The organism is Desulfitobacterium nosdiversum (assembly GCF_049860565.1).
GTDB lineage: Bacteria > Bacillota > Desulfitobacteriia > Desulfitobacteriales > Desulfitobacteriaceae > Desulfitobacterium_A > Desulfitobacterium_A nosdiversum.
This window is the reverse complement of record NZ_CP172056.1, coordinates 3,970,576-3,982,758: the sequence shown is the minus strand read 5'-3', so window position 1 is coordinate 3,982,758 and position 12,183 is coordinate 3,970,576. Positions and strand designations below refer to the sequence as shown.

Sequence of the window (12,183 nt, the reverse complement as noted above, 5' to 3'; positions counted from 1 at the left end):
CGCAAAGCCAGCGTTATTGGGCTAAGGGTGTGATGGCACTCTGCAAAGTGAATGCGCTAATGGTGCATTAATTAAGGTGGTACCGCAGGTTATACGCCTGTCCTTTATTTAAGGGGCAGGCGTTTATTTTTTAGGTACGAACCTGTTTTCTATTCATAACCGCGGATGAATAGGATTGCAGAGAAGAACCCGAAACAAATATAAATTATAGGAGGATTCTTCAATGAAAAAGAAATTATCTCAAATGCTAGCGGTTGTGGTATCCCTGCTGTTGATGCTTTCTTTAACGGCATGTTCCTCGAACACGACTCAATCTGCTTCAAAGAATCAGACGAAGAAAAAGATTGGAATTTTACAGGTTGTTGAGCATCCCTCACTGAATGAAATTAGAGAAGCTATTGTCAAAGAGTTAAGTGATAAAGGCTTTAAAGATGGCGAGAATATCACGATTGATTATCAGAATGCTCAAGGAGATCAATCGAACCTCAAAACTATGGCTAAAAAGTTCGTCAACGGCAAATACGATCTGATCATTGCTGTCGCAACGCCTTCAGCCCAAGCTGTAGCCAGCGAAACAAAGGATATTCCTATTCTCTTTGCATCTGTTCTTGATCCAATTGGAGCCGGAGTTGTTAGTAATTTTGAAAAACCGGGCGGCAATATCACAGGTACATCAAATGCCGTATCTGCTGACAAAGTAATGGATCTTGCTCAGAAAATTACGCCGAACATTAAAAAGCTTGGGACAATTTATAATCCAGGCGAATCCAATTCCGCTTTTATTATAAAAGACTTGAAAGATTATGTTGCCAAAAATAACATTACTCTCGTAGAAGCACCCATAACATCTTCCGCAGAAGTTCAACAAGCTGCAAGTTCACTCGTTGGAAAAGTGGATGCAATTCTAATTCCTAATGACAATACGGTTGCAACGGCAATGCCTACCGTTTCCCAAATTGCAATCAAAGCTAAGATTCCCGTCTATGTTACAGCGGATTCGTTAGTTCGTGACGGGGGTTTAGCTACCAACGGAATCAATTATACTACTTTGGGTAAAGAAACGGCTGATATGGGCGTTGAAATCTTAAATGGCAAAAAGCCGGGTGATATTCCTGTTAAGACTATGGACAAGATGAGTATTTATTTGAATAAGGATACAGCTAATGCCTTGGGAATCACTTTCCCAGAAGATATTGTCAAACAAGCATTCCAAATTGTTGAAACCCAAAAGTAGAGATCAAATAATCAATACTAAAATTTATATCCGCAGGAAAAGTGATAGCTTCTTGCGGATTCTTTATCAAATACAGGAAGGAAATAGTGATCTAAACGAGAAATAACTTTTATTAGAAAATTTAAAAGAGGGAATACTTATGGACAATGAGCTTGATCCAAAAGTCGAACAACTGAACAGCTTAAAAGCTGAAACCTTGGCTTGTCAAAATTGCCACCTGCGGGCAGGCTGTCAGGGAGTTGTATTTGGAGAAGGTGATCCTCTTTCGCCAATAGTCTTTGTGGGTGAAGGACCAGGACAAACGGAGGATGAATTGGGCCGGCCGTTTGTAGGCAAGGCGGGACAACTTCTAGACCGCATTCTTGAGGCCGTAGAGTTGCCCCGGAATACAGTCTATATTACGAATATTGTTAAATGCCGTCCGGCTAACAATCGCACCCCAACCCTCGAGGAGATGAAGTATTGTCTTCCATGGCTGAGAGATCAATTTCGAATCTTGCGTCCGCATTTCATGGTTTTGCTGGGCTTAGCGGCAACGCATGGAATACTTGCACCAGATCTTAAGATGAATCAGGTGCATGGCCAATGGTTTGAACGGGGTGGTGTTCAAATGATGCCAACGTATCATCCCGCAGCAATTCTTAGAAATTCGAATCTTAAGCGGCCTGCCTGGGAGGACTTTAAAGAAATCAGCAGGGCTGTTAAAGCATTTAAAGCAGAAAACAAAGTTTGATTTTGAATTTTGAACATGTTAATAAAAAAGGTAATAAATAAAAATAGGGTGAGTGAAGGACTTTTGAGTTGCCATTTGAAGGATGCTAGTATATAATAGATCAAAGGTTAAATATTCTTTTTAAATGCAATGATGGAGTAAAGTACGTTATAGTCACTTTTCAGGGAGGAAGAGCCGCTGACTGAAAGCTTTTCTATGGTGTAAATAACTGAAGTTCCCTCCTGAGCAGCCGGCTGAACAGATAGTAAGCTTGGACGGGTCTTTTCCGTTAAAAAAAGAGGGTATCGGATATAACCTGTACCTTATCGAGTGAGCCCTTGTGGCTAAGTTGGGTGGTAACGCGAGAGCAGCTTCTCGTCCCTATTAGGGATGAGAAGTTTTTTATTTTCCTGTGATGCATGCTTTAAGTGCAGCAGGGCAAGGTAAGAACAGCTTTTGCTTTTGAACATCCCTTGACGACTTGATAAGTCAGTTTATTTCTCGTATTCTCGTGAGAGGACCAAAAGGTCAAATTGGGTGGTAACGCGGAAGTCCACGGCTTTCGTCCCAGCAGGGATAAACCGTGGACAATATTATAGAATGCTGCTGTTAAAAGGAGGAAATGAACAATGAATTTACCATTAGTGGGTTTAAAAGAGGAAAGAACAAAGATTCAAATTAAGGATACGGTGATTGGCGGTAAAGAAGTCGTGCTTATGGGCGGCCCCTGTGCGGTAGAATCAGAGACTCAAATGCGTGAAGCTGCTAAAGCGGTTAAAGAGGCTGGTGGGCAAGTGTTACGCGGAGGCGTGTTCAAACCACGTACTTCTCCTTATAGTTTTCAGGGGTTGGGAGAAGAAGGAGTTAATTATTTAGCAGAAGCCGCCGCGGAACACGGCTTGCTGACAATTACAGAGGTTGTCGATGAAGCGAGTTTAGAGCTGATTATGGATCGCATCGATATTTTACAGATTGGGTCACGCAATATGCAGAACTTCCAACTTTTGAAGCGCATTGGCGAGTTACGAAAGCCTGTTGTTTTAAAACGAGGCTTAGCAGCAACGATTGAGGAATGGCTGAATGCAGCAGAGTATATCTTAGCAGGTGGAAATTCTCAAGTGATTCTCTGTGAACGAGGGATCCGGACGTATGAGCCCAGTACGAGAAATACTCTTGATTTAAGTGCAGTAAGCTTAGTCAAAGAATTATCTCATCTGCCTATCATCATTGATCCGAGCCATGCAGCAGGAAGAAGAGATCTCATTCCCTCTTTGGCCAAAGGAGCTATCGCTGCAGGAGCTGACGGCTTGCTCATCGAGGTTCATCCTAATCCGGATGCGGCAATGAGTGATGGAATACAATCTTTAACACCTGAACAATTCAACCAACTTGCTGAGGAACTGGTATCCGTAGCTAAGGCCGTGGGCCGTAAACTGATTCGCTCTAATTCCTTTGATAAACAGGCCAATGATTTAGTGCTATTAAGAAACAAGATTGACCGAATTGATCGAGAAATTATTGAGCTGCTTGGAGAACGAATGAAAACAGCGCAAGAAATCGGTAAACAAAAAAGGATGGGTCAGATTCGAGATGGTAAAAGAGAACACGAAATTATTCAAGCGCTTCAGGCATGGGCGCAGAAAGTAGAATGTCCGGTTGATCTTATTCAAGCTATTTATCCATTGATTTTCGATCGTTCCATTCAGCTCCAGTTAGAAGGCAAAGAGGCGGAGAAATCAGAACGAGTAATTTAAGGCTAGGGATTGGAAGAAATTCTTCCAATCCTTTTTTTGCTGATTATTATTAAATGTCAAAAATCTTTCTTGCGTCAGGATTGCTCTTATAATATAATATAGGCATACCTGGTATAGGTATAAAAAGAAAATGTATTCATGAATTATGGGGCAGAATTTAGATGGAAAATTGAAGGAGGATTTTATAATGACTTATGTAAAATTAGTTTCAGAGCAAGAGGCTGAAGGGGAAATAAAAGCGACCTACGAACAAGTAAAACAGGTAACAGGCGGAGCAGTACCTACGACCTTCCAGGCAATGGCCAATCATCCGGAGTATATGAAGATGGTTTTACAAAAAATGCAAACCGTTATGGGTTCACCAGAATTGCCTAAGAGTACAAAGCTCGCGATTGCTTATGCAGTCTCCGTTCTCAACAACTGTGAAATGTGCATTACGATGTATTCCCAACAGCTTAAGGCAGCCGGATTTACGGATAAACAATTGGTGGAAATCATCTCGGTTATTGATTTAGTCGGCTCAATGAATCATTTTAACAATGGGATGCTTATAAAACCGGAAAAATAAGAAGGATAATCAAATTTTATTACTGTTCAATTTCGATAGAGTATTAAAATCGGTTGGAGGAGTTTCTTCCAACCGATTATCTATTTATGTATTGATCTGAGTAAAGGGGGTTATAGCGACTGGGAGTAGTTTGACTCTTTCGAAAGGGTTTAGCTATAATAAAAATAGAAGCAAAGATAAATTTAAGTTGCTGCAAAGTCAAGATTAAGGGGTAGTATGATGCAAACTTCAAACGATACGTATAATCACAAGAGGAGGAAGGTCCAACCGACCTCTTTCGAAGTTGCTGAAACGATGGAATTGATGCAATTTCTGATTCAGCAATTGCCTAAACAGAGCCGAAATAATATAAAATCTCTTCTTGCTCATCATCAAATACAGGTAGATGATAAAATCGTATCTCAATATAATTATCCCCTTCAAATCGGGCAAAAGGTATCGGTGCTTTGGAACAAGATCCGGGGGGAGAATCAGCCTCAACAGCTTGAAATCCTTTTTGAAGATGATCATCTCATTGTTGTTATTAAAGAAGCAGGGCTCCTTTCCATGGCTACCGCCAGAGAACGAGTACAAACGGCATACAGTATTTTAAGTGATCATGTGAAGAAGATAGACCCTAAAAACCGGATATTCATTGTTCATCGCCTGGATCGAGATACATCAGGAGTCATGCTCTTTGCCAAAAGCGAGAAGGTCAAAAAATTACTGCAAGAGGATTGGAAGGAAGCAGTCGACGAACGGAGCTATATTGCTCTTACGGAAGGCACTGTCGCGGAACCGGAAGGGACAATTACTTCTTGGTTAAAGGAAAGTAAATCGTTAATTATGTATTCAAGCTTGACTCCGAATGGAGGGCAGAAGGCAATTACCCATTATAAAGTTCTTAAGAAGAATAGAAATTACTCAATGCTTGAGGTTAAACTTGAAACAGGACGCAAGAACCAGATTCGCGTTCATATGCAGGACATCGGTCATCCGATAATCGGTGACAAAAAATACGGTTCAACCAAGAACCCGCTTCGACGGTTAGGACTTCATGCGCGTGTACTTGCCTTTTGTCATCCGATAACAGGCGAGAACCTTCGGTTTGAGACTGAGATTCCTAAGGAATTTTTAAGTTTATTTTAAGACGAGAGGAAACACCCCAAATGCAACGATATTTTTATATCCATGAGCGGGGTGTTTTTTTATTTTATCAATAATGGAGGATTATTTGCGGCTATAAACGAATAGAAAATGAATGATGAAAATGATAAAGCGATAAAGGAGAATGCGGATGGCACAATTGGAGTACCGTTTGCTCGACGAGGAAAAAGGATTTCCTGCTCTTTTTGCGTATGAAAGCATACCGAAAGAAGAGGTTATTGCAAGGTGCTTATGTGACTACTTTGTTAAAGAAGGTATTGTTTATGAGCGAACTTCCGCTGCCAATGAGGAATTCCTTCAGGTGATTTATGTCAAGCCCATTGAGGATAAACCAAATCGCTCAACACCCGGACAGACTTCGGGAATGGGGTACATCCTTTTAGAGCTTCGGGAGTACATTGATGAAGCCGAATCTTATCCGGTCTTAAAAACCCTTGAATTCGGAAACCTTCAGGACTTGCTGCTCTACGCGGTAAGCGAATATATCAATTTCCAAGACCTTGAATGGGAGAAGACCTCATTTGAAATTGATGAGGATCGCCAAGTTTTTAGTCTATATATGAAAAAAACGAAATAAAGCAATAAGGTATTCGACACATTTTGCGAAAGGAGGGGATAAAGTGACCAAGACACAACGAATGGTTGGAATTTTCTTATCCACAGCTCTTGTTGTTGGAATTGTCAGTTATGGGGTTAAAGAGATGTCCAAAGAAGAGGCGGATCAGCAGACGAATAATGGGGAGTCGGCAAACGGAGCAGGGGCCACCATTATTGAAAATAACTATCATAGCGGAGGATTCTTTTCTAGTTTTTTCGGTCCATTTGGTCCTTTTGGCCCATTTGGTTTTTTTAGTGGCCGTTCTTCAGGTTATTTTTCAGGATTTAACGCAGGAGTTTCCTCAGGAACAGCGGGGAGTGTGAAGAATCCAACGGCAGGATCCTCAGGGGCTTCGTCTGCTGGAGACGAAAAGGGTACGGCAAATACTCAAGCCACTGGAGGAATTGTCGGCAGCTCTCCGTGGGGGAAATCTGGATCAGCAAGCTCCGGCTCATCTTCATCGTCTTCCAGTGCCAAAAGCGGAATATCCAGCGGCAGTCATGGCGGGATAGGAAGCAGCAGCGGAGCGAGTGCCAGCTAATAGGAAGGAGAAAGGTTAACCGTGCATAAGGGGAATTACTCGGAGGTCCGAGAGCAGTTATACGGGTCAATTCGTGAGGTGTTCTCCTGGGACTGGATCGACGGAAACGAGTATGGCTTAGCAGAGATTCATTATATTACTCCTGAGTTTCGACAAGAAATTGCTTATGCTACCGAAGAGCTGGGGAAAATCTATGCCAAAACCGTAGTTATGGTTCAACAAAGCCCGGATAATTTGCTGGAAATGCTAGGGCTCCCCCAAGCTGCGTTTTCTGCAGTAAGGCTTCCTATAATACCAGAAATCCCAACTTTGATCGGTAGATTTGATTTTGCAGTCACACCTTGGGGTATTAAAATGCTGGAGTTTAATGCAGATACCCCAACAAGTGTCGTGGAAGCCTTCTATGCGAACGGCAAAGCGTGTGATTTTTTTGGAGCTGGAGATCCTAATCAAGGATTAGAACACGAGTTTTCGTCTGCTTTCCAAAAGATTGTTAACCGCTATCATGAGCTAGGATATGAAACGAATAATATTATTTTCAGTGCTTTAGATTGGCATGAAGAAGATAAAGGAACAGTTCAGTATTTATTGAAGATGTCCGGACTGCCCGGTGAATTTGTTCCCCTCGAGAATCTTCGAGTACATAATGATGAGCTTTATGCGTTAAGCGAGGGAGGAACCCGAAAAGTCGATGTTTGGTATAGGCTTCATGCCCTTGAAAAACTGGCGGAAGAGAAGGATGAAGATGGCTATCCAACAGGGGAACATGTTCTGGATTTGATTGCCCGCAGAAAATTGGCAATTATCAATCCGCCAGCCGCCTTTATTGCACAGACCAAAGCGCTGCAAGCTTTAATCTGGGGTCTGTATGAAACAAAAGGTTTTTTTACCGAACACGAACGAGGCATCATTGAGCGGTATATGCTTCCTACTTATTTAGAAAATCCGTTTCTTGGTCAAGAGGCGTTTGTTGCAAAGCCTATTTATGGAAGGGAAGGCGGAGCAGTGAGTATTTTTCATGCGGACGGGTCGGTTATCGAGAAAGACAAAGATGAATTTTACTGGGAACAACCGATGATCTACCAAAAGTTTGCGGAGATGGAGGAAGTCGAAAGCATGACGGTCACGGGCCCCTATAAAGGACGATTGCTCTGGGGCTCTTTTCTCATTGACGGGAAGGCAGGGGCAATAAGCGCGAGAATAGGGGAACGTATTACGGGTAATTTATCCTGCTTTTTGCCTTCGGGGTATAAGGCAGGATAGACCTCAATGAAATTTTAAACCTAGTAGTTAAGTTAGCTGAGAAATATAATGAGGAGGATGAGGTAAGCATATGCTCTTATTTAATTTTTTGAAATACTTAGGGATTACTTTGCCGCTGATGGCTTTTGCAGTATTTCTATTTACGCTAACTACACCTTATCAGGAATTCAAGATCATGTTTGACGGAGATGTTTTAGAGGATCCACAGAAGGTTGCAGCGTCCAAAGCAGTCGCTTTAGATTTGGGCGGAAAAGTAATTGGGATTGCCTTCCTGCTTGCATCAGCTATTTATCATTCGGTAAGCCTATGGGATCTCATCGTTTGGGGCTTAACAGGAACCCTCTTCCTAATTGCAGTTTATTATCTCTTTGAACTTTTGACCCCAGGAATCTCAATTCGAAAAGAAATTCCCAATGGTAATGTCGGAGCAGCCATTTTTTCTTTCTGCTTAAGTTTAACGACAGGAATCTTAATGGCTGCGCTGATCAGTTATTAGGCGATAATAATAAAAAAGGGATGAAGTTGAACCAATGTTCAGCTTCATCCCTTAATTTATACCTTTGACGTTTAGTTATTCTGTAGCTTTTGAGAATTCAGCTTCAATATCAGCTGAAGGTTTGGAAGTCATAAGACTAACCAGAATAATTGCGATTACACTAAGGATAAATCCTGGGATCATTTCGTAAAGCGCAGCTTTTAGATAAGGAATTGAACCCCAGATAATAACCGTGGCTGCGCCGACGACCATTCCTGCAAATGCGCCCCATTTCGTCATCCGTTTCCAGTATAGGCTTAAGAAAATGGCGGGGCCGAAGGAAGAACCGAAACCAGCCCAGGCATAACCAACAAGATTTAGAATAGTATCATTTTGAGTCCAAGCCAGAGCGCTTGCAATCAAGGCAACTGCTAAAACAGATAAGCGGCTGACAATTAAAAGCTCTTTTTCACCCGCAGCTCGACGGAAGAGGAGTTTATAAATATCTTGTGTCAGTGAACTTGAAGTAACCAGAAGTTGAGAAGAAATAGTGCTCATAATCGCAGCAAGGATGGCAGCAAGCAAGAATCCGGTAAGGAGTGGATGGAAGAGAATCCTTCCGAGCTGAATAAATACAGTTTCCGGGTTGGCTAAATTGATTCCCTGCTGATGGAAATAAGCTATTCCAATCAACCCTGTAAACATTGCGCCGACAACAGAAAAGATCATCCAGGTCATGGCGATTTTCCGGGCTCTTTTTACTTCTTGAACTGATTTAATAGCCATAAAGCGAACGATAATATGAGGTTGACCAAAGTATCCTAGGCCCCAGGCAAATAAGGAAATTATGCCGGCTACACTCGTTCCTTTAAAAATATCGAGAAGTGCAGGATTGATGGAATGTATGGTATCGAACGAGGAGGAGAGTCCACCGCTGTGAATAACCGTGACAACTGGTACCATAATCAGAGCGATAACCATGATCAATCCCTGTACGAAGTCTGTGAGACTAACGGCAAGAAAACCGCCAAAGAGGGTGTAAGCAACGATAACACTGGTGATAAGCCATAATCCTGCATGATAGTTCATTTGGAAGGTTGTTTGAAAAAGTACAGCCCCCGAGACTATACCTGAGGATACATAGAAGGTAAAGAAAATAATAATAACGATTCCGGAAATTAATTGGAGAATATGGGATTGGTCATGAAAACGATTCCCGAGATATTCTGGGACTGTAATGGAATCTTGGGCAACTTCAGTGTAAGAACGCAACCGTGGAGCAACATAAAGCCAGTTGGCATAAGCGCCAAGGGTTAGTCCGATGGCAATCCAGCCTGAGCTGAGTCCTTGTGCAAACATTGCCCCGGGTAAACCCATCATCAGCCAGCCGCTCATGTCAGAAGCTCCGGCACTTAAGGCTGTGACCGCTGGACCTAGGCTTCGTCCTCCAAGCATGTAATCTGAAAGGTTAGAGGTTCTTTTATAGGAATAGTAGCCGATGAACAGCATGCCAACCATATAAAAGACAATAGATAATGCAACCACGTATTCTCCTCCTCAAATAATTATTCAAGTTGGTCCTAAGGCTTTACTCGTGACAATAGTCACTTATCAATATAGTAACATAAGCTTTTCGTTTTCTAAACATAGTTTTGTATAAGTATACAAAATTCATGAAATAGTACGTAAAATGTTCAAGTTAAATATTCAATAGGTACATACTTTTTTTAAGATGCGGCACACTTTTTAGGTAGATCTAAACATGAGAGGATGAGTGTGCAAATGCCTGAAACTGTCTTGGAAAAAACGGAAGGTCGTGTCAGTTATCATGATTCCGTTGAAAAGATGTTGGTCCGCATTCGAGAAGATGGGATGTCTAATGTTTTTGATCGTTATGCAGCTCAAGAGAAAATACGCTGCAAGTTTTGCTTGCAAGGATTGAGCTGTCAACAATGTTCCCAAGGGCCTTGCCGAATCAACGAAAAAGGGGAGCAGGACCGAGGCGTTTGCGGCATTGGTCCAGATGCCATGGCGATGAGAAAATTGCTCCATCAAAATATTATGGGTGCGGGAACATACAGCCATCACGCTTATGAAGCCTATCGTACACTGAAGGCAACTGCAGAAGGAAAAACGCCGTTTAAGATTAAGGATGTCAATAAGCTCAAGTGGATGTGCGAGAAACTCGGGATAAATACGAATCAGGAAGCCAATAAAATGGCAGTTCAATTAGCAGACCTGCTTGAAAACCAGCAAAGAATAGGTACCGAAGAACCTAATCTTATGGTTGAAGCTTTTGCTCCTAAAAAACGAAAAGAAGTATGGCGGAATTTGAATCTCTATCCTGCAGGAACAATGCATGAAGAACAAAATTGTGTCGCCAGCTGTTTAACCAATGTCGATGGAAATTACGTTTCACTTGCAACAAAAGCGCTTCGCCTGGGTTTGGCTACTATATATAACTCGCAAATCGGCCTTGAGATGGTTCAGGATATACTATTTGGAACGCCGCAGCCGCATGAGGTTAATGTTGATCTGGGAATTATGGATCCGGAATATGTCAACATTGTCTTTAACGGGCATCAACCCTGGGCTGGTGCGGCAATGATTGAAAAAGCGCATTCTTCGGAAGTACAACAGAAGGCTAAAGACGCCGGAGCTAAAGGATTAAGAGTTGTAGGTTCAATTGAGACGGGGCAGGAACTCCTGCAACGTTATGCAATGGACGAAGTATTTGTAGGGCTTATGGGCAACTGGTTGGCGATTGAACCGCTTCTTGCAACAGGTACAGTTGATGTCCTGGCAATGGAAGAAAACTGCTCGCCCCCATCGATCGATATGTATGCGGAAAAGTACCAAGCTACCCTAGTTTCGATTAGTACGATCATCGATATCCCCGGACTGCAACATAAGATTCCCTATGATCCTTCAAAGGTTGATCAGATGGTTGATACCTTGATTGATCTGGGAATTGATAACTTTACAAAAAGAAAAGGTAAAATTAAACCTATGGTTCCGCAAACAATAACAAAGGCGATCGCGGGTTTCTCAACAGAGGCGGTGTTGGGTGCCTTAGGCAATAAGCTCGATCCATTGGTTGAAGTGATAGCTGCAGGTAAAATTAAAGGCGTTGTTGCTTTGGCAAACTGCTCAACTCTACGGAATGGCCCCCACGACTGGAATACAGTGAATTTAACAAAAGAACTCATCAAGAAGGATATTTTGGTTGTTGCCGGCGGCTGCGGAAATCATAGCTTAGAGGTAGCCGGACTCTGTAACCTTGAAAGTATTAATATGGCTGGACCTGGTTTAAAGGAAGTATGCAGTGCTCTGAAGATTCCGCCTGTATTGAGCTTTGGTACGTGTACAGATACAGGACGAATTTCAATGTTGGTCAGCGCACTTGCGGATCATCTGGATGTAGATGTACCCCAATTACCGATTGCTGTAACTGCACCTGAATGGATGGAACAAAAAGCGACGATTGATGGGGTATTCGCAGTCGCCTTCGGAGCTTATACGCACCTATCTCCGACTCCCTTTGTGACAGGCGGACCACAGCTTGTTAAACTTCTAACTGAAGATGTCGAGGGTTTAACAGGTGGAAAAATTGCTTTGGGAGATGATCCTGTCGAAGTAGCTAATAGTATTGAAGCTCATATTATGGCAAAGCGTAAAGGCTTAGGCCTACGATAAATTATAAAAATTTGCAGTACAAGAAAAGCCTGCATCACGAATAAGTGACGCAGGCTTTCATGATGAGTCAAGCGGATTCCCCAGTAATCAAAATATAATCGCCTATTGCAACTAATGTTTGATCAAAGTATGCTTGAAGTATTTTAAAACGTTTTTCCTCGGAAAATGAATAATAGGTTCCGCATTCCCCCTGAAG

Annotated in this window: 11 protein-coding genes and 2 other annotated features (1 of these 13 only partly in view); of the genes, 10 read left to right on the top strand and 1 reads right to left on the bottom strand. The window is 42.2% G+C overall.

Translation table 11 applies throughout. The features are described from left to right. Positions 1 to 108 (top strand) — a binding site (T-box leader); it begins 138 nt to the left of the window's first position. Between the two features lie 115 nt (positions 109 to 223). The 9 genes from ACHOLT_RS19375 (at position 224) to ACHOLT_RS19335 (ending at position 8,312) form a co-directional block, all read left to right on the top strand. Next, a complete protein-coding gene (locus ACHOLT_RS19375; protein ID WP_425804055.1) occupies positions 224 to 1,234 on the top strand; it encodes an ABC transporter substrate-binding protein in 1,011 nt (336 codons plus the stop codon). Positions 1,235 to 1,373: 139 nt separating this feature from the next. Further along, positions 1,374 to 1,967, top strand: coding sequence for a uracil-DNA glycosylase (locus ACHOLT_RS19370; RefSeq protein ID WP_425804053.1), 594 nt, complete (start codon positions 1,374 to 1,376; stop codon positions 1,965 to 1,967). 120 nt (positions 1,968 to 2,087) lie between these two features. Continuing rightward, positions 2,088 to 2,332 (top strand) — a binding site (T-box leader). A gap of 243 nt (positions 2,333 to 2,575) precedes the next feature. Then, the gene (locus tag ACHOLT_RS19365) at positions 2,576 to 3,700 is read left to right on the top strand and encodes a bifunctional 3-deoxy-7-phosphoheptulonate synthase/chorismate mutase (protein WP_425804050.1); all 1,125 of its coding nucleotides are present in this window, start codon (positions 2,576 to 2,578) and stop codon (positions 3,698 to 3,700) included. Between the two features lie 187 nt (positions 3,701 to 3,887). Next, on the top strand, positions 3,888 to 4,268 hold the full coding sequence (locus ACHOLT_RS19360; protein ID WP_425804048.1) for a carboxymuconolactone decarboxylase family protein: 381 nt from the start codon (positions 3,888 to 3,890) through the stop codon (positions 4,266 to 4,268). A gap of 216 nt (positions 4,269 to 4,484) precedes the next feature. Further along, complete coding sequence (locus ACHOLT_RS19355; protein ID WP_425804046.1) at positions 4,485 to 5,396, top strand: RluA family pseudouridine synthase; 912 nt, start codon at positions 4,485 to 4,487, stop codon at positions 5,394 to 5,396. A 148-nt stretch (positions 5,397 to 5,544) separates the two neighbouring features. Next, on the top strand, positions 5,545 to 5,991 hold the full coding sequence (locus tag ACHOLT_RS19350) for a hypothetical protein (protein WP_425804044.1): 447 nt from the start codon (positions 5,545 to 5,547) through the stop codon (positions 5,989 to 5,991). A 43-nt stretch (positions 5,992 to 6,034) separates the two neighbouring features. After that, positions 6,035 to 6,553, top strand: a complete 519-nt coding sequence (locus ACHOLT_RS19345) for a hypothetical protein (protein WP_425804042.1) — start codon at positions 6,035 to 6,037, stop codon at positions 6,551 to 6,553. A gap of 21 nt (positions 6,554 to 6,574) precedes the next feature. Beyond that, entirely contained in the window at positions 6,575 to 7,816 is a 1,242-nt protein-coding gene (locus ACHOLT_RS19340; RefSeq protein ID WP_425804039.1) for a glutathionylspermidine synthase family protein, read from the top strand. Between the two features lie 70 nt (positions 7,817 to 7,886). Further along, positions 7,887 to 8,312 (top strand): DUF350 domain-containing protein, encoded by a 426-nt coding sequence (locus ACHOLT_RS19335; protein WP_425804037.1) that lies wholly within the window; start codon positions 7,887 to 7,889, stop codon positions 8,310 to 8,312. A gap of 75 nt (positions 8,313 to 8,387) precedes the next feature. On the opposite strand, the gene putP is transcribed toward ACHOLT_RS19335, so the two are convergent. Further along, positions 8,388 to 9,836 (bottom strand): sodium/proline symporter PutP, encoded by a 1,449-nt coding sequence (gene putP / locus ACHOLT_RS19330; protein WP_425804034.1) that lies wholly within the window; start codon positions 9,834 to 9,836, stop codon positions 8,388 to 8,390. Positions 9,837 to 10,073: 237 nt separating this feature from the next. Here putP and cooS point away from each other — a divergent pair, with 237 nt between their 5' ends. Beyond that, the gene (cooS, locus tag ACHOLT_RS19325) at positions 10,074 to 11,987 is read left to right on the top strand and encodes an anaerobic carbon-monoxide dehydrogenase catalytic subunit (protein WP_425804032.1); all 1,914 of its coding nucleotides are present in this window, start codon (positions 10,074 to 10,076) and stop codon (positions 11,985 to 11,987) included. The last annotated feature ends 196 nt before the right edge of the window (positions 11,988 to 12,183 follow it).

What these genes read in the sequence shown, in the direction of transcription:
- ACHOLT_RS19360 (WP_425804048.1), top strand. Translation starts at nt 3,888, where the DNA reads ATGACTTATGTAAAATTAGTTTCAGAGCAAGAGGCTGAAGGGGAAATA.
- ACHOLT_RS19375 (WP_425804055.1), top strand. Translation starts at nt 224, where the DNA reads ATGAAAAAGAAATTATCTCAAATGCTAGCGGTTGTGGTATCCCTGCTG.
- cooS (WP_425804032.1), top strand. Translation starts at nt 10,074, where the DNA reads ATGCCTGAAACTGTCTTGGAAAAAACGGAAGGTCGTGTCAGTTATCAT.
- ACHOLT_RS19355 (WP_425804046.1), top strand. Translation starts at nt 4,485, where the DNA reads ATGATGCAAACTTCAAACGATACGTATAATCACAAGAGGAGGAAGGTC.
- ACHOLT_RS19365 (WP_425804050.1), top strand. Translation starts at nt 2,576, where the DNA reads ATGAATTTACCATTAGTGGGTTTAAAAGAGGAAAGAACAAAGATTCAA.
- ACHOLT_RS19350 (WP_425804044.1), top strand. Translation starts at nt 5,545, where the DNA reads ATGGCACAATTGGAGTACCGTTTGCTCGACGAGGAAAAAGGATTTCCT.
- ACHOLT_RS19370 (WP_425804053.1), top strand. Translation starts at nt 1,374, where the DNA reads ATGGACAATGAGCTTGATCCAAAAGTCGAACAACTGAACAGCTTAAAA.
- ACHOLT_RS19335 (WP_425804037.1), top strand. Translation starts at nt 7,887, where the DNA reads ATGCTCTTATTTAATTTTTTGAAATACTTAGGGATTACTTTGCCGCTG.